General features: G+C 39.8%; 14 protein-coding genes. 10 read left to right on the top strand and 4 right to left on the bottom strand.

The features are described from left to right. The first annotated feature begins 140 nt into the window (after positions 1-140). Genes AC27JP_RS19840 through AC27JP_RS19850 form a run of 3 tightly spaced genes read left to right on the top strand, consistent with a single transcriptional unit; the run spans position 141 to position 1,767 of the window. A complete protein-coding gene (locus AC27JP_RS19840) occupies positions 141-362 on the top strand; it encodes a PspC domain-containing protein (RefSeq protein WP_487117672.1) in 222 nt (73 codons plus the stop codon). A gap of 51 nt (positions 363-413) precedes the next feature. Further along, entirely contained in the window at positions 414-752 is a 339-nt protein-coding gene (locus AC27JP_RS19845) for a hypothetical protein (RefSeq protein WP_487117673.1), read from the top strand. 37 nt (positions 753-789) lie between these two features. Next, entirely contained in the window at positions 790-1,767 is a 978-nt protein-coding gene (locus AC27JP_RS19850; protein ID WP_487117674.1) for a tetratricopeptide repeat protein, read from the top strand. Between the two features lie 85 nt (positions 1,768-1,852). Here the strand turns inward: AC27JP_RS19850 and AC27JP_RS19855 are convergent, their stop codons facing one another. After that, entirely contained in the window at positions 1,853-2,590 is a 738-nt protein-coding gene (locus AC27JP_RS19855; protein WP_487117675.1) for an enoyl-CoA hydratase-related protein, read from the bottom strand. Between the two features lie 69 nt (positions 2,591-2,659). On the opposite strand from AC27JP_RS19855, the gene AC27JP_RS19860 reads away from it, so the two are divergent. The 3 genes from AC27JP_RS19860 to AC27JP_RS19870 are packed head-to-tail and all read left to right on the top strand — an operon-like array spanning position 2,660 to position 4,907. Then, positions 2,660-3,130: a copper chaperone PCu(A)C gene (locus AC27JP_RS19860; RefSeq protein WP_487117676.1), complete on the top strand. Its 471-nt coding sequence runs from the start codon at positions 2,660-2,662 to the stop codon at positions 3,128-3,130. 9 nt (positions 3,131-3,139) lie between these two features. Further along, positions 3,140-4,132, top strand: coding sequence for a DUF2333 family protein (locus tag AC27JP_RS19865; protein WP_487117677.1), 993 nt, complete (start codon positions 3,140-3,142; stop codon positions 4,130-4,132). Between the two features lie 7 nt (positions 4,133-4,139). Next, positions 4,140-4,907, top strand: coding sequence for a TIGR04219 family outer membrane beta-barrel protein (locus AC27JP_RS19870; protein ID WP_487117678.1), 768 nt, complete (start codon positions 4,140-4,142; stop codon positions 4,905-4,907). A gap of 562 nt (positions 4,908-5,469) precedes the next feature. Here AC27JP_RS19870 and AC27JP_RS19875 read toward each other — a convergent pair. From AC27JP_RS19875 to hslR, 3 genes are all read right to left on the bottom strand, one after another. Beyond that, positions 5,470-9,339: a S8 family serine peptidase gene (locus tag AC27JP_RS19875; RefSeq protein ID WP_487117679.1), complete on the bottom strand. Its 3,870-nt coding sequence runs from the start codon at positions 9,337-9,339 to the stop codon at positions 5,470-5,472. Between the two features lie 389 nt (positions 9,340-9,728). Next, positions 9,729-10,592 (bottom strand): Hsp33 family molecular chaperone HslO, encoded by an 864-nt coding sequence (gene hslO, locus AC27JP_RS19880; protein WP_487117680.1) that lies wholly within the window; start codon positions 10,590-10,592, stop codon positions 9,729-9,731. Between the two features lie 3 nt (positions 10,593-10,595). Continuing rightward, on the bottom strand, positions 10,596-11,009 hold the full coding sequence (gene hslR / locus AC27JP_RS19885) for a ribosome-associated heat shock protein Hsp15 (protein ID WP_487117681.1): 414 nt from the start codon (positions 11,007-11,009) through the stop codon (positions 10,596-10,598). Positions 11,010-11,209: 200 nt separating this feature from the next. Between hslR and gspC the strand changes: the two genes are divergently transcribed. The 4 genes from gspC to gspF all read left to right on the top strand — a co-directional run bounded on the left by gspC (position 11,210) and on the right by gspF (position 17,064). Continuing rightward, a complete protein-coding gene (gene gspC, locus AC27JP_RS19890; protein ID WP_487117682.1) occupies positions 11,210-12,166 on the top strand; it encodes a type II secretion system protein GspC in 957 nt (318 codons plus the stop codon). 19 nt (positions 12,167-12,185) lie between these two features. Further along, the gene (gene gspD, locus AC27JP_RS19895) at positions 12,186-14,270 is read left to right on the top strand and encodes a type II secretion system secretin GspD (RefSeq protein WP_487117683.1); all 2,085 of its coding nucleotides are present in this window, start codon (positions 12,186-12,188) and stop codon (positions 14,268-14,270) included. Positions 14,271-14,353: 83 nt separating this feature from the next. Continuing rightward, complete coding sequence (gene gspE, locus AC27JP_RS19900; protein ID WP_487117727.1) at positions 14,354-15,838, top strand: type II secretion system ATPase GspE; 1,485 nt, start codon at positions 14,354-14,356, stop codon at positions 15,836-15,838. A 2-nt stretch (positions 15,839-15,840) separates the two neighbouring features. Beyond that, a complete protein-coding gene (gene gspF, locus AC27JP_RS19905) occupies positions 15,841-17,064 on the top strand; it encodes a type II secretion system inner membrane protein GspF (protein ID WP_487117684.1) in 1,224 nt (407 codons plus the stop codon).

Here is a 17,064-nt window from a genome sequence, read left to right on the forward strand (position 1 = left end):
TTAGTGTGGCATCTTCATCATGGTTAATTGCTGGTGTTATGTTTATAACACCAGTGGTTAGTTTTTTTATCGGTGCCGGGCTACTCATATTTTTTAAGATATTGTGCAAAGATCCGCAAGTTGGACATGAGGAGTAAGTAATGAGTTTTAATCGTGAATATTCAGTTAACAAAACCTTAACTAAAGATGTCGTTCATAAAAAATTATCAGGTGTGTGCGGTGGTATTGCGAAACATTACAATGTGCCTCGTATAGCCGTTAGAGCAGGTGCTATTGTTGCGTTGCTAATGTTCCCTGTTGCTACCGGTGTTGCCTATTTAGTGGCAACATTATTAATGCCGACTAAAACTCGTAGCTATTAATTTATAGAGCAAAACGAAACGGCGAGATGTTTATACGGAGAGGAAATTAAAATGTCATTTTTTAAGTCTTTGTTTTTAGCTATTTTTGCCACTATGTTCTTAACTTATGTGTTAGGTGTCAGCTTTATCGAATTATTAGATGTTGATATTTACATGAATGAGAAAATGATTGAACCTTTAAAGGCAATTAGTATCTCAGCATTAGTTGTGGTGCTACTGGTTTTAGTTGCTTTAGCAATAGCCATGAGTGTATTTGGCTCATTAATTTTCGTTGCTATATTACTGTTGGGTGGCGGGGCAATGTTATTTATAGGTGTTTTTTGGCCAATTATTTTAGTTGCTATGGTGATTTGGTTGGTGAGCCGAGATAAACGAACGCCACAATATTAATTTCGAATAAACTAATAATAAAAATACAGGACGTAAAATGAAAAAAAAGTTGATGATCTTAGCGCTCGTTTGTTCAGTAAGTACAGCGAGTTATGCGGACATGAAATCAGTGCAAGAGGCATTGGAGAGTGAGGATGTAGCGCTTGCAGAACAAACCTTAAGTGCTTTATCAAATGAAGAAAAATCCAGTGTTGCAGGGCAAGTATTATCAGGACGTTTATTACTGGTAAAAGATCAAACAGAAGATGCCTTTGATTATTTTGAAGACTTGCAAGAGCAGCATAGTAATAACGTTGATGTGAACTATTATTTAGGTGTTAGCGCTGTGATCATGGCGCAAAAAGCCAGTATTTTTTCAAAATTGGGTTATGCGAAAGACTTCATTAAAGCGATGGAAAAAACCGTTGAACTAAAACCGGACCATCAAGACGCTCTAAATACCTTAATTGGTTTTCATTTAAATGCCCCCGGTATTGCTGGTGGTGACACTGAGCAAGCACTTACCTACGCTAAACAGCTTCAGCAATATGATGCCGAGCAAGGCTATAGCCAAATTGCCAATGTTTATTGGCAAACAGAAAAACCGGAATTAGCAGAAAAAACCATGAATGAAGCTTTTACTAAGTTTCCCGAAAGTGGCATTTTGTATTTTTCTCGCGCTAACGTAAGTATTCAAAAAGAAGCGTGGGACAGTGCTCGGGAAGATCTTAAATTGGCGATTAAATATGCTAAAGACGATGAAAGAAAAAGCCGGGCGTTATATCAACAAGGTAAAGTATCAGCAGAGTCGGGTGAACAAGCTGTGTTAGGTATTGAAGCGTTAACTCAAGCATTACCCATAGCAGATAAGCAATATCAACCTTGGGTGAAATATCGTTTAGCGCAATTATATATGCAAGAAAAAGAGCTAACTAAAGCAAGTAAGCTTGTTGCACAAATCGATGTCAGTGAAGATGAAGAATTAGAAGGGAAAGTGAAGAAACTTAAGAAAAAACTGAAAAAACTGATTAGTTAATTAACGGCTAGCTTTGCTAAGTTTAAGGTTATAAAAAAAGCTGAAACAACTTCAGCTTTTTGATTTAGTCGCTTAAATAAACTCACTATTTAAAAAAGCTATTTAGAATGGTTTTACATTCATCAGTATTAACTAAACGTTTGAATTGCTCTGCTTCATTTTCCATTACTTGTGGTAGTAATGCTTGGGTATGCGCTTTCATTAACTTACGACTAGTTAAAAGCGAGTCTAATGGTAGTTTTGCTATGTTTTCAGCTGTTGCTAAGGCAGTGCTTAGTAATTCATCTTCAGCACAAATATCGTTAATTAAACCGTATTCCATCGCCTGTTCAGCATTAAACATTTTACCTAACACTAAAAGTTCGAATGCACGGTTGTGACCAAGGCGTAATGGCAACAATAAGCTTGAGCCTGCTTCAGGACTTAGGCCTAACTGAGTAAAAGGTAGTTTAAATTTGGCATTATTGGCCGCATAGATCATGTCGCAATGTAATAATAATGTGGTGCCAATTCCCACTGCTGGGCCTGCTACTGCGGCAACAAGTGGTTTTTCGAGTGCTGCTAAAGCTTTAACTAAATCGAATGCGGCTAAATCGCCACTTTCACTGCATTTGATAAAGTCTTGCAGATCATTACCGGCGCAAAAGCATTTTTCGTCACCTTGAATTAAGACACAGCGAATATCATTATTTTCATTGGCAAGGGTAAAAAGGCGACAAAGTTCCAAGTACATGTCGTTGTTTAAGGCATTTTTCTTATCAGCGCGATTGATGGTTATTGAGAGAACACCATTGTGTTCATTTGAAAGAATTAAGTTATCCATTTTGTTCTAGCTTAGTTACAATAGTGATGTTGAATCATAATATGGATAAAAAAGGATGTATAGCGGCTTATGATGAATATACTGAAACCTGTTTTTTTACTAGTATTATTAACTAGTAATGCAGCTCTGAACATCAGTTTTGCCAAGCAAGGGCTGGCGATTACTGCACAAGATAGCTTTGTTAGAGAAACTATTCCCGGAACGAATATTTCCTCTGCCTATATGACGTTGAATAATGGATCTGACAAAGATTTACGTTTAGTCTCAGCAATTAGTTCAGTTAGTGAACGAGTTGAAATTCATGAACATACTATGGACGGTGGCATGATGAGAATGCGTCAGCGAGATTTTGTTGAAATACTAGCTAAAGACAGCACGGTATTTCAGCCATCAGGATATCATTTAATGATCTTTGATTTAAAACAACCGCTAAAAGCCGATGAAAATATTATCATCACTTTGCAATTTGACGATCAGTCGAGCATTGATGTGAAATATCTGGTTAAGGGTCTTAAACAGAAGCAGCACCATCATCATTAGGAGTAACTTATGAGTGTTAATATTTCAACCAAGGCAGTGATTTCTGCTTTTTCCGGTTTATTCATTATTTTATATTTTTTAGGTGTTTATTGGAGTTTTGAACCTGAACAAATGGATATTCGTGCCGAGGTGACTAAAGCTGCTAGCGCCGAAAATGTTGCTCCTGTTGTTGGTTATACTACCACTACAGCGTTGATACGAGTGACGGAAACCTTATTAAATAAACCCGGTGGTTATTTAGCTAATGACGCCATTCCTCCTTCAGTATTTCTTGATAATATTCCTGCTTGGGAGCTAGGCGCGCTTGAAATGATCCGTGATATGGCTTTGGTGATGCGTCAAGAGTTTAGTCGCTCCCAGTCTCAATCAGTTGAAAATAAAAACTTAAAAATTGCGCAACCACAGTTTAATATTGATCACACGAGTTGGGCGATACCAAGTGCCGAAGGCGAATATCAAAAAGCCATTAATGAGCTTTACGCATACCGTACTGCACTCACACAAGTAAATAATCAGTCGGCACAGTTTTATGCACGTTCAGATAATTTACGTGCTTGGATCCAGGAAGCGACTAAACGTTTAGGCAGTTATTCGCAACGGTTAAGTGCAAGCGTTGGCCGTGAGCAAATTAACGTGGATCTTGCTGGTGACAGTGTGGCACAGCAATCAACAAACACGGCTTCTAGCATGCAATTGAAAACCAGTTGGTGGGTAATTGATAATGAATTTTACGAAGCTCGTGGTGCCTGTTGGGCCTTATTACATTTCTTAAAAGCAATTGAAATTGATTTTAATGATGTATTAGAAAAGAAAAATGCTAAAGTGAGCGTCCAACAAATTATTCGAGAATTAGAAGCTAGCCAAGAAGCTGTTTGGAGCCCAATGGTTTTAAATGGTGATGGTTTTGGTATGCTTGCCAACCATTCTCTAGTAATGGCAAATTATATATCACGTGCAAATGCTGCACTGATTGATTTAAACGACTTATTGAGTCAAGGGTAAAATAAACATGAAAAAATTAGCGTTAGCGGCAACACTTGCCTCTGTTTTATCAGCGAATGTTCAAGCGGATGCCTTAGGTATTTATCTTGGTGGCCAAGTATGGGATAACCAAGCATCAGGTACATTTGGTGACGGTAGCTCACAAATTGACTTTAACTTGGTCGATGAAAAGCAAAATAGCTTTTACATTGCTTTTGAACATCCATTACCTTTGATCCCTAATTTACGTGTTGCATCAACGTCATTAGAAACTGATGGCATGACAACCTTAGATAGTGACTTTGATTTTGACGATGAAACCTTCTTGGAAGGTGCGAATGTTCATGCCGATTTTGATGTAAGTTATGTTGATTACACTTTGTATTATGAGTTATTTGATAATGATTTATTGTCTTTTGATTTTGGTTTAACCGCTCGTGATTTTGATGGTGATGTTACGGTTTCATCACAGCTAACAACGAATGCTGGCACTGTATCTCAGTCTGACAGCATTGCGGTAACAGATATTGTGCCTATGTTATATGTTGCAACGAATGTAGGACTGCCGCTTACAGGGTTAAACTTATATGCCCAAGGTAACTTTTTGTCAATTGACGATCATACTTTATACGACTATGAAGTAGGCGTAAGTTATGAACTTATCGATAACTTAGCGGTAGATGTTAATATTAACGCTGGCTATCGCTCAGTTAAGCTTGAGTTAGATGATTTGAATGATTTATATTCGGATATAGAATTTGACGGTGTATTTGTTGGCACAACAATTCATTTCTAATTCTTAAAGTAGTTAACCAGCTCGGGATAAGCAAAACGCTACAGCAGCGCTATTAAAGCCTATTTCTACGTTGTTCAAGTTGCCAATAACTCGTTATTGGGCACATTTAGACGCCTTGAACTAGGCATAAATACCATTACTGTCGGTTGAGTGTTGATGATGCTTTGAAATAGTGATGTTTTTCATTCTCATTATTCAGAGTTCAGATTAGTTATTTAATAAAAAAGCAGGGCTGAGAAATCAGCCCTGCTTTTTTATTGTCATCTCATTAATATTCCTTTTCACTTTAAGTGACCAAATCGTAAGATAGCTATGTTGTGGCTTTAATATATGGCGTTATAAAAAGTTCTTAATGGTTTTAAGCAGGTAAGTTGTAGGCGCTGGGTAAATATAGCGTGTGTTTTATGTTGTAACCTACTGATAGAAGGGAAGAGTTATTGCTGAAGTGATTTTACTAAAGCTTAAGTGATAAAAGTAATATGCAGGTAAATAAAAAAGCCATCAACATTTGTTGATGGCTTTCGTTTATCTTAGTTAATTAAAACTAAAGTACGCCTAGATATTACGCTTTTTTACGACGGGTAAATAACATAGGAGTAAGTAGTAACATTAACCAACCAAATGAACCACTAGATTTCTTATTAACGATTGAAGCAGATGCTACGGTCGTATCGGTATTACCGTTGCCATCATCAACTGTTAATTGGAATGAAATCGTTTCATCTTTTGAAACTTTTGGTGCTTCAAAGCTGAATGATGCAGCACTAGCGTCGAAACCAACAGGTGTACCTGATAGTTGCACCCACGTGTACATTAATTCATCCGCATTCGCATCAGAAGATGTGGAACCATCAACAGTTACAGAAGAACCTTCAGTAACTGTTGAAAGCCCTGTAATTGCTGCTACAGGAGCTACCTCTACTACACCAAAGGTATAGACAGACTCGGCTGTATCACTACCTAAAGTATTAGTTAACTTAAGTTCTTGCTCTGTACCAGCTGCACGAGGTATGAAGTCAAAACTTACTTCTAATACGTCAGTAGATTCTCCTACTACGCGGGTAATATTCCATGTGACCATATCGCCAGAAACTTCACCACCGTTACTTGCATTGGTGAATTCATGTCCTTCAGCAGAAGCCGTTAGTGTGTAAACCTTGTCCTCGTTAGTGAAATTAGGTGCAATAGCAAATGATGCAGACTGTGCTTCACCTGGATTCATGGTTTGTACACTATTTGTTAAATCATCCGAAGCACTATCTGAAACATCAGTTTCACCTAATGTAATAGACCAAGGTAAAATAAGGTTACTATCAGCGTCTTTTAATTCAATTAAACCAGCGGTATTTGAAGCGCCAGTCCAGCTTAGCGTTAAATCAAAGCTTTCTTCATTTTGAACTAATGATGTTGTTACTCCTTCACTGATTGAACCCTCAACGAACTCTGTTGTTGAAACTTGTACATCAACAGCGTCTGTTGCTCCAGGTGCAGAAGCGGTATATGCATCAACAACCACATAGTATGTGTCTGCAGGAAGGTTAGTAATAGATACTATTTCATTTGAACTTGCGCTACCACTTGATCCAACTAGAGCAAATACTGAGTTCAAAATACGTAAGTCGGCATCAGGAGCTTCGTCAGAGCTTGTTGTGAATACAGCCTGAGGTACTACATCATCAAATGTAATAGTGAAGAAGTCTAAATCACCATCTGTAACAGCTAATGTACGCTCTTCAATAACTTTTGCTTCATATGTTGTAGCAGTCACTGTACCGGTTAGGTCTTTAGACTTTAATCCAGTATAGGTAATTGACCCATCTGCACGGTTTGCAACAATTGACGCATCTGTTGGTAAGTTATCGCCCGACACTTGTACCATGACAGGCAATCTTGCATTAGGAATACCTTCTGATACTAATGTCACATCACCGAAGTTCCATGCATTAACTTCTGCTTCGCTCACATTAGCAGTTACCGTAATGGTTTGGGTGTCACCGGCTTTAATATCAAAACTTGCTGGTGAAACAGTTAGCGCCATCTTGCTAGCAATTGGTGCATCACCTTCGTTTGCACCTGGCGTGGCAGGTGTATTTGTAGTCACAGTCCAGCTTGCATCTTTAGTTGCAGTAAATGTACGAGTCCATGAACAGGTATCAATACACTTAGTGTTAGCCATTGATGGAATGTTTAACGACGAAGGAACACCAGCTACTGCAGGATTTGCTTTCATGTAGTTAGCAAATGTCTCGTCCATAATTAAGCCTGTATTCGTCGCTAAGTTAACTCGAATACTACCTGATCCCATATCAAATACATCAGCGTCTGTTTCACCATCTTCTTTACGAACATCTTGTGAAGCAGTTAACATTAGTGCAGAACGTATGTTGTCAGGCGTCCATGTAGGGTGTGCAGATTTAAGTACAGCGCCAGCGCCAGCGGTATGAGGTGCTGACATTGATGTTCCTTGTAAGAACGCATAGTCAGCCGGAGCCGTACCTGTGTTATCATGCCCAAATTGTTGATCAGAGTATGCAGCGTAAATAGAAACACCTGGTGCAGTAACTGACGGAGTCATGATATCCGCAACGGTATTGTTTGGACCACGTGAAGAGAAATCAGCCATATCATCCGCTTGACCAATCTTAAGTTCACCTTCAGAAGCGGTAATTGTCGCCATGTGATCGGTACCAGTGGCTAACCATGTGCGTAAAGCATTACCATTGGCATTGTCAATATGAATACCAGGTACAACATATACGTCATTCGCAACAGAATTTGAACCGCCATCGATGTTGCCTAGTACAAAACCACCAGCTCCACCTGCTTCAACATTAATCGCTTTTTGCACACGAGCTATTGCTCCACGGTCACAAACAACGATTTCACCATCAAATGTTCCTTCTGGGAAAGGTTGTAAACACTGTTCTGGATCGCCAGTAGGATCGTTTGAGTTTGTGTAATCACCTGCCCAGACAATCTTAGCTGTAATACCGCCAGATGCACTTTTACCTTCAAGCGCCGCTAATACAGTGTCGCCACCAGTAAAGTCACCAATTTGCTTATCAAATGCTACTTCACGACCATGAGTTGAAGCACCAACTACTGTATACCAAGGAGCATTCTTTGAAGTCGTATTTGCACCTGGACCATCATTACCTGCTGATACCGCAGAGAATATACCTGCTTCCTGTGCTGCTAAAAATCCCTGCTCTGTTGAGCTAGTCCATGGGTTACCGCCACCACTAATAGAGTAGTTAAGTACATCTACTCCGTCTGTTACAGCATCGTCTAGTGCAGCAATTATAGCAGCACCAGGACATCCTGAGTAGGTATCACCGCGATCACCAGGGAGACAAATTTGGTAGGCAACAATATTTGCGTGTGGTGCAACACCTGAAATTTGCTCAAACTCAAAACCTGTAGTGTTTATGCCATCGCCTTCAGCCTCACCTGTCTCAGCATCTACTAACGGTACTTCTTTCAAGATATTACCACCAGCGGTACTAGCTGTATGAGAGCCATGGCCGCCGTAATCTTCACCATTTTTTGCAGGAGGTGTATCACCAAATACGGATTCATCATCATAGGCATCAGTTACAGAAGCGTATGAACGCACACCAATTAACTTGTCGTTACACATAGATGCGAAATCACCAGCACAATCGCCTACGTAAACACCAGCACCCCAAGGGTTGGTGTGGTCATAGCCATCACCACCGACATCCGCGAACGACGCGTGATCAGAGTTTACGCCGCTATCAATAACACCGATAATTACCCCTTCACCCATATTGGTTGCTGTAGGTCCTTCACCTTCCCATACTTCAGTTGCGCCGATATGAATTGGACCAGTATCAGTATCCATTTGTTCCATACGTTCACGTTCAACAAATGCGACATTGCTCAAAGTTGCTAATCTAGCTGCTTCGTTTTGTGTTAAACGTAATGCCATACCATTGAAGGCATTTTTATAGCGATAGACAACTTCAGACTTTTTGCCTAATAGTGATGTTGCTTGAGAAAGAAACTCTTGTTGTTTGTTTTCAAGGAAGTTTGTGTATTGTACAGCTTCTTTTGAGTTAACATCTAAACGCAACTCGTCGCGTACTTGCTGTGATGACATTTTGCTAGTAGCTAATTTTGCAAATAAATCTTTTTTAGCTATCTTAGGACTTGTTGCCGCTAAGCCTGCGATACTACCGTCATAAGTAGCTAATGGCATTTCTTTTAAACGCACAATATAGGTATATTGTCCTGAGGCTAATTCAGCTTCGTAAAAAAACTTGTTAGCTACAGCAGAATTGAGTGGTGCTTTAACTTTGCTTGGTGCTGTTGCTGCGATTGATTGACGTGCATCATCAATACTCGCCATTGAGCTTAATGAAACAGACATTAGGGCTGTTGATACAGCTAATGCGACTTTATTTCTCACTGGTTATCTCCTTTGCACTTTTAATAAGTGCCTTTATTATTTTGTAGCTGAAAAATTAATCTTAATTCCCTGAATTCAGCTATCCATTATTTTTATGACGAAAACTATTTTTATAAGTTTAAATCGAAAATCCGCAAAAATGCGACGCTTAAACATAGCACATGTAAAAAGAATGTAAATAAGTTGTATCAAGATGATTGCTGATTTAACGAAATTAATGGAAAAGTGGCAAATAGAGTTTACAAAAGTGCCGATGTACGCATCAAAAATGAACAGTAAAACAGACCCAAAAAGAGTAGTAATGGTTGGGGAATAAAATGTTTAGGAGTTGTGGGAATGAGGAATAGCTTACAAAGACGCATGTAAGCTATATAGCTAACTGATTGATATTAATGCGTTGCGCTGTCAATAAATTGTGTTAATTGTGGACGTTCAAACTTATAGGTTGTCATGCAGTAATCACAGGTCATTGATACATTGCCTTGCTCAGCAAGAATGTTTTCCAGTTCGCTGGGCTCTATTTGTGAAATAGCTCCTAAACATTTTTCTTCTGAACAGCTGCATTTATAACTGACTGTTTGTGGTTCAAATATCCTCACTTCTTCTTGATGATAGAGGCGATACAATAGTGCTTCGCTGTCTAATGAAAATATTTCTTCATTCTTGATGGTATTAGTGAGCTGGCATAAATGCTCAAAATCGGATTGTTGTTTTTCTTTATCTTCACCGTCTGGCAATAGTTGAATCAAGGTACCAGCAATTTCAGTGGTATCAGCATTACCATACAACCAAATCTTCGTCGGAATTTGTTCCGAAACATCAAAATAGTGTGCTAAACATTCCGCTAAAGTGTCTTGTTCAAGAGCAACAACTCCTTGATAAGGTTCACCACTGTTTGGACGTATGGTGATAACCATGTTGCCTTTGCCGATTAGCTCTTTAAGCGTCGTTGCCTTAGTGTCAGCTGTCATGCGGGCGATACCACGCATTTCTTGCTGATGGTTGCCATTTACCGCCATATAGCCAATTGGACCATCACCTTGCAACTGAACAGCAATTTCACCTTCAAATTTTAAGGTCGCTGTTAATAGGCATGTAGCAGCAACAAGCTCGCCTAATAACTGTTTAACACCAGTTGGATAATCATGTGGGGCTACAATATCTTGAAAACTTTGCTGCAAATTAACTAACTCGCCTCTGGCGTGCATGTTGTCAAATAAATAGCGATTTAATACGTCTGTTTGTCTTGTCACTGTTTAAATCCTTTCTTTCAAATGTCGAATTTGTCGACGTTGTTTCTTGTCGGGCTTGGTATCACTGGCCGGGCTGAGCAAAATACCTTGTTTTCGAGCTAAGCTATTTTTCTCTCGCGTTTGAATACTCTCAGAGGTTTCTTGATAAAGTGTTTGCGCAAAAGTGGCGTCACGCCTTTTATCGGCAAGGGCTATAATAATAACGTGCTTTTCTTCAAATCCTTGTCTCAGCGTAATACGATCGCCTAATGCTACTGCTTTGCCAGATTTGGTGCGCTGACCATTATAGAAAACCTTGCCGCCATCGATCATTTGCTTTGCGATAGCACGGGTTTTATAAAAACGCGCAGCCCATAGCCATTTATCTAATCGTGTAGACTGTTTACTTTCTACAGAGTTATCGCTAGTTTTGGCCATTGTTTTGCTTTTACCCAGTGATGGTGATATAAAATTGGCGAAAGTTAGCATAACTCTATGATTTACGCCAGTTCGATTGTATTTGTTTACATTTTTTAAACTAATTATAGTTAAAAAATAATTTGACGTCTTGTTGACAAGCGCTCGGTCAAGTATCATCAAAGTGAATTAAAATTTCCAGACAATAAAATTATTATAAAATGTCATTAACGAATAACTTATCAAATACGTTTGATCAGCTGTCAAAACTTCCCCAGCGAAAAGTCACGCAAGTGATTATTTTTTTGTTGCTTTGTTATATTGCCTACCTCTTTGCACAAATTACTTGGTTAGCAATGCCGCAACAAAATACCGCTTCGGTTTTAAAGACAAGTGGTTCACAAAGCAATCAATCTTCAGTATCAAAACAAATAAATGTTAAGGCTATCGCTGGGCTGAATTTATTTGGGGCATTTTCTCAACAAGCGGTTGAGAAAGTTGAAGAGGTGGTGATAGAAAACGCGCCTGAAACACGATTGAAATTATTATTAACGGGGGTTGTTGCCAGCAGTAACAGAGCGACGGCCGCGGCAATTATAGAGAGCTCTGGCAAGCAAGAAACTTATGGTATTGGTGAGAACATTAAAGGTACACGTGCAGTACTAGAAAATGTTTTTAACGACCGAGTATTATTGAAGGTATCAGGGCGTTTAGAAACCTTGATGATTGAAGGCATCGACTTTAATAAAAATGCAAAAGCGATAAAACAATCGCCGACAACTAAACAAAGCAAACGACAAAGTGCGCCATCTAGAAGGCTTTCTTCTCCTAATGTTGTTGACCAAAGAAATAATAAAACTCTAACCAAAAGCACGAACTCATTAAGAAAAGATTTAGATGATGACCCAGGCAAAATTACCGATTATTTGAAAATATCGCCAAAGCGCGAAAATGGTAAAATTATGGGTTACAGATTAATGCCCGGAAAAGATCCAACTTTCTTTCAAAATGCGGGTCTTAAGTCTGGAGACGTTGCAGTACAAATGAATGGTTTTGACTTAACTGAGCCCAGAGAAGCTGCTCAGGCCTTGAAATCTTTAAAAGAACAACGAGAAACATCATTATTACTTGATCGTAATGGTGATATGACAGAAATACTTTTCAGTATCGATAATTAGAATTAAAAAGGAAGAATACATGCGCAAATTATTAAGCGCTCCTTGGTATAAACGTAGTGTTACTGGGGTTGTTACGGCCATTATGCTAAATGGTGTTTTGCTGTCAGCAAATATTGATGCGGCTGAATATTCGCCAAACTTTAAAGGCACTGAAATCGCAGAATTTATCAACATTGTTGGTAAAAACCTGAAGAAAACCATGATCGTTGATCCCAATGTTCGCGGTAAAGTTAATGTGCGTAGCTATGACCTGTTAACGGAAGAACAATATTATCAATTTTTCTTAAATGTCCTCGAAGTCTATGGTTTTGCCGCTGTAGAAATGGATAATAATGTTGTTAAAATTATCCGTAACAAAGATGCAAAAACGTCATCAATACCGGTTGTGGGTAATGAAAACCCAGGTGCGGGTGATGAAATGGTTACCCGTGTTGTCGAAGTGAAGAATGTTACTGTACGTGAACTAACCCCGTTATTACGCCAGCTGTCAGATCAAGCCGGTGGTGGTAATGTGGTTAACTACGATCCTGCTAACGTCATAATGCTGACGGGCACGGCTGCCGTTGTTAATCGTTTAGTGAAAATAATTGAGCGAGTTGATAAAGCGGGCGACCAAGATGTGCAGATTATAAAGTTAAAATATGCCTCCGCTGGTGAAATGGTGCGTATTATTGAGGCGATGAACAAATCAGCGCAAGGTAAAGCCGCGGGCACGCCAACCTTCTTAATTCCGAAAATTGTTGCAGACGAACGTACCAATAGTGTGATAGTTAGTGGTGAAATCCAGGCTAGAGAACGAGTTGCTCGTTTAGTTTCTCGTTTAGATAGCGAGTTAGAATCAAACGGCAACACCCGCGTTTATCACCTGAAATATGCTAAATCAGAAGACATGGTTAAGGTATTACAAGGGGTCAGCGAATCTATCGAGTCGGATAGCTCAGGTTCGAAAAAATCATCGAAAAGTAGTAAAAGCCGAAATGTCAGCATTGATGCCCATGAAGACACCAATACCTTAGTGATCACTGCTCAACCGGACATGTTGCGTTCACTTGAAGCGGTTATTCGTCAATTAGATATTCGTCGTGCACAAGTACTTATTGAAGCGATTATTGTTGAAGTATTTGAAGGTGATGGCGTTAATTTAGGGGTGCAGTGGTATAGTGAAACCGGTGGTTTTACCCAGTTCACCAATGGCCCTGCCACTATTAGTTCTATTGCCGGAGCCGCTGTTTCAGCCCAAGGCGAAGAGGGCAATACCGTAACGGTTACTAACTCTGATGGTGGTTCAACAACAACAACAAACCCTGATACTGATGGTGATTACAGTTTATTGGCTGAAGTTTTGGGCTCAGTTAGCGGTACTATGTTTGGCATTGTTAAAGATGATTGGGGCGCAATCGTCCAAGCGGTAAGCTCTGATACTAATTCAAACTTACTATCAACGCCAAGTATCACTACGCTTGATAATGAAGAAGCCTACTTTATTGTTGGTCAAGAAGTGCCAATTATTACGGGTGCAACAACGGGTAGCAGTAATAGCAACCCATTCCAAACAGTAGAACGTCAAGAGATTGGTATTAAGTTAAAAGTTACGCCACAAATAAATGAAGGCAGTGGCGTACAGTTGACCATTGAACAAGAAGTTTCTTCTGTTAGTGGTGCCACTGGCGTTGATATTTCGATTAACAAGCGTGAAATTAAAACTACGGTTATGGCAGACGACGGTGCTACCGTTATTCTCGGTGGCCTGATTGACGAAGACGTGCAAGAAAGTGTGCAGAAGGTGCCTTTGCTTGGTGATATTCCATTTATTGGCCATTTATTTAAGTCAACCAGTAATACTAAGCGTAAGCGTAACTTAATGGTGTTTTTACGCCCAACTATTGTTCGTGATGGTAAGTTAATGAACGACTTAAGCAAAGAAAAATATAATTATATTCGAGCACAAGAAGTGGCGAGCCGTGAAGCTGGTTTAGAGCTAATGGATGATGAAAAGCTGCCAATTTTACCTGAATGGAATGACGTATTATCTTTGCCTCCTTCATTTGAAGAGCATATGAAGAAGATAGAAAACGAAAAATTATCCACGAATAAAGACGATTAGCAATGAGTGATATTGATTCTGAAACGCAAGCATTTGTTGCCGCTAGTGAGGTTGATGCAGAACAGCACAACCTCGACAATGACCTGATTGAAAACGATGGAATTCGCTTTCGTTTGCCATTTGGTTTTGCCAAGCGTCACAGTGTTTTAGTACAGCATAGTGATGATGGTTTGTGTTTGATGTGCACTGAGTCTTTAAGTGCAGATATTTTGTTGGAAGTACGTCGTGTGTTGAAAGCACCTTTTACCATTGAGGTGAAAAATGCCGATGAGTTTGAGCAACAGTTAACGATAACTTATCAAAGAGACTCTTCCGAAGCCCAACAAATGATGGAAGATATTGGCAATGAGGTTGATTTATATTCGCTTGCCGATGAAATGACCGAAACGGAAGATTTGTTAGAAAACGAAGACGACGCTCCGATCATCAAATTGATCAACGCCATGCTCAGTGAAGCGATTAAAGAGAATGCATCTGATATTCACATTGAAACATTTGAGCAGGCCTTGCAAATTCGTTTCCGTGTTGATGGTGTCTTACGTGAAGTGCTAAAGCCCAATCGTAAACTCGCCTCTTTGTTAGTGTCACGTATCAAAGTTATGGCAAAACTCGATATTGCTGAAAAACGTATTCCACAAGATGGCCGAATTTCTTTAAAAATTGCCGGACGTGCCGTTGATGTTCGTGTTTCTACCATGCCAACCGGCCATGGTGAGCGTGTAGTTTTACGTTTATTAGATAAAAATTCCACTCGATTAGATTTACAAGATTTAGGCATGACTGACGGTAATCGGGCGCGCTTTTCCGACTTAATCGATAAACCACACGGCATTATTTTGGTGACAGGCCCTACCGGCTCAGGTAAAAGTACCACGTTATATGCTGGCTTAAGTCAAATTGATAGCAAAGAACGCAATATTTTAACCGTTGAAGACCCGATTGAATATGCGATTGAAGGTATCGGCCAAACCCAAGTTAATACTAAAGTTGATATGACCTTTGCCCGTGGCTTACGTGCCATACTGCGTCAAGATCCAGATGTGGTGATGGTTGGTGAGATTCGAGATTTAGAAACGGCGCAAATCGGTGTGCAAGCGAGTTTGACTGGTCACTTGGTACTTTCAACGCTGCATACCAATACCGCCGCTGGCGCCATTACTCGTATGGAAGATATGGGGGTTGAACCCTTCTTACTTTCGTCAAGTTTGTTAGGGGTATTGGCACAACGTTTGGTGAGAACATTATGCCCGCATTGTCGAGAGTGTTGTGCAACTTCGGCAGAAGAGCGTCGTTTATTGCAGTTAGCAGATGACGATCAAGCACCAATTTTTCGAGCGGTTGGCTGTGAAGAGTGTAACTTCAAGGGCTATCGAGGCAGAACCGGTATTCATGAGTTGATTGTGGTTGATGATAAAGTGCGTGAGCTAATTCATAACGGTAAAGGTGAGCAAGTTATCGAGAAGTTTATTCGCAAATCAACACCCAGTATTCGCCGAGATGGCTTTGATAAAGTGATGTTGGGTGAAACCACCATCGAAGAAGTGCTAAGAGTGACACGAGAAGATTAACTATGGCTGCTTTTGATTATCAAGCGGTCGATAGCCGTGGCAAGAATAAAAAAGGTGTCATCGAAGGGGATACCCCAAGGCATGTTCGCAGTTTACTTCGAGAGCAAGGCTTAATGCCAACGGAAGTGACACCGAGTTTACAAAAAAATAAACAAGAAGGTAAAAAATCACGATTTGGTGGCGGTAAAAAAATATCAGCCTCAGAGCTTGCTTTGATAACGCGCCAACTTTCCACCTTAGTTGAATCAGGCTTACCCATTGAAGAATCACTAATGGCGGTGGCTGAGCAATGTGACAAAAACTCATTGAAAAGTATGGTGATGGCAGTTCGAACAAAAGTCACTGAAGGTTATGGGCTAGCGGAAAGTATGGCGGAGTTTCCGCAAATCTTTAATCGCTTGTTTCGGGCTATGGTGGCTGCGGGTGAAAAATCAGGTCATCTGGATAAAGTACTGGATAGGCTTGCTGACTACACCGAACAACGACAACAGCTAAGATCACAACTCATTCAAGCACTGGTTTATCCCATTATTATGACGGTAGTCGCAACGGGGGTTATTGCAATATTATTGACCGCTGTGGTACCTAAAATTGTTGGTCAATTTGAACATATGGGCGCTAATTTACCCGGTACAACTAAGTTATTAATCGCCAGCAGTGATTTTTTACGAGATTACGGTTTAGCCATTGTCTTGATTATTGCGGCACTGATGTTGATTTGGTCGCAACTATTGAAAAAAGCCAGTTTTAAGTTCGCTTATCATAAGCACTTTCTTGCTTTGCCTGGTATTGGTAAAGTCGCAAAAAGTATTAATACCGCAAGATTTGCCCGTACCTTGAGCATTTTAACCGCTAGCGCCGTTCCTTTATTAGAGAGCATGAAAATATCTGGTGAAGTACTAGACAACCTTTTCATTAAGCAAAGCGTGAAAGAGTCTGCTGATAAAGTACGTGAAGGGGCAAGCTTGCGAGTATCATTAGAGCAAACAAAACTTTTCCCGCCTATGATGCTACATATGATCGCCAGTGGTGAAAAAAGTGGTCAACTTGAACATATGCTTGGTCGTGCGGCTGACAACCAAGATCGAGAGTTTGAAGCCATTGTTAATATATCATTAAAGGCCTTTGAACCCGCTTTAATGGTGGTTATGGCAGGGATAGTATTATTTATCGTTATGGCTATTTTACAGCCAATTCTTCAGTTAAATACATTAATAGGAAGTTAG

The sequence above is a fragment of the Colwellia sp. SU-HH01172 genome (assembly GCF_057553355.1).

What these genes read in the sequence shown, in the direction of transcription:
- AC27JP_RS19840 (WP_487117672.1), top strand. Translation starts at nt 141, where the DNA reads ATGAGTTTTAATCGTGAATATTCAGTTAACAAAACCTTAACTAAAGAT.
- AC27JP_RS19845 (WP_487117673.1), top strand. Translation starts at nt 414, where the DNA reads ATGTCATTTTTTAAGTCTTTGTTTTTAGCTATTTTTGCCACTATGTTC.
- AC27JP_RS19850 (WP_487117674.1), top strand. Translation starts at nt 790, where the DNA reads ATGAAAAAAAAGTTGATGATCTTAGCGCTCGTTTGTTCAGTAAGTACA.
- AC27JP_RS19855 (WP_487117675.1), bottom strand. Translation starts at nt 2,590, where the DNA reads ATGGATAACTTAATTCTTTCAAATGAACACAATGGTGTTCTCTCAATA.
- AC27JP_RS19860 (WP_487117676.1), top strand. Translation starts at nt 2,660, where the DNA reads ATGATGAATATACTGAAACCTGTTTTTTTACTAGTATTATTAACTAGT.
- AC27JP_RS19865 (WP_487117677.1), top strand. Translation starts at nt 3,140, where the DNA reads ATGAGTGTTAATATTTCAACCAAGGCAGTGATTTCTGCTTTTTCCGGT.
- AC27JP_RS19870 (WP_487117678.1), top strand. Translation starts at nt 4,140, where the DNA reads ATGAAAAAATTAGCGTTAGCGGCAACACTTGCCTCTGTTTTATCAGCG.
- hslR (WP_487117681.1), bottom strand. Translation starts at nt 11,009, where the DNA reads ATGGCCAAAACTAGCGATAACTCTGTAGAAAGTAAACAGTCTACACGA.
- gspC (WP_487117682.1), top strand. Translation starts at nt 11,210, where the DNA reads ATGTCATTAACGAATAACTTATCAAATACGTTTGATCAGCTGTCAAAA.
- gspD (WP_487117683.1), top strand. Translation starts at nt 12,186, where the DNA reads ATGCGCAAATTATTAAGCGCTCCTTGGTATAAACGTAGTGTTACTGGG.
- gspF (WP_487117684.1), top strand. Translation starts at nt 15,841, where the DNA reads ATGGCTGCTTTTGATTATCAAGCGGTCGATAGCCGTGGCAAGAATAAA.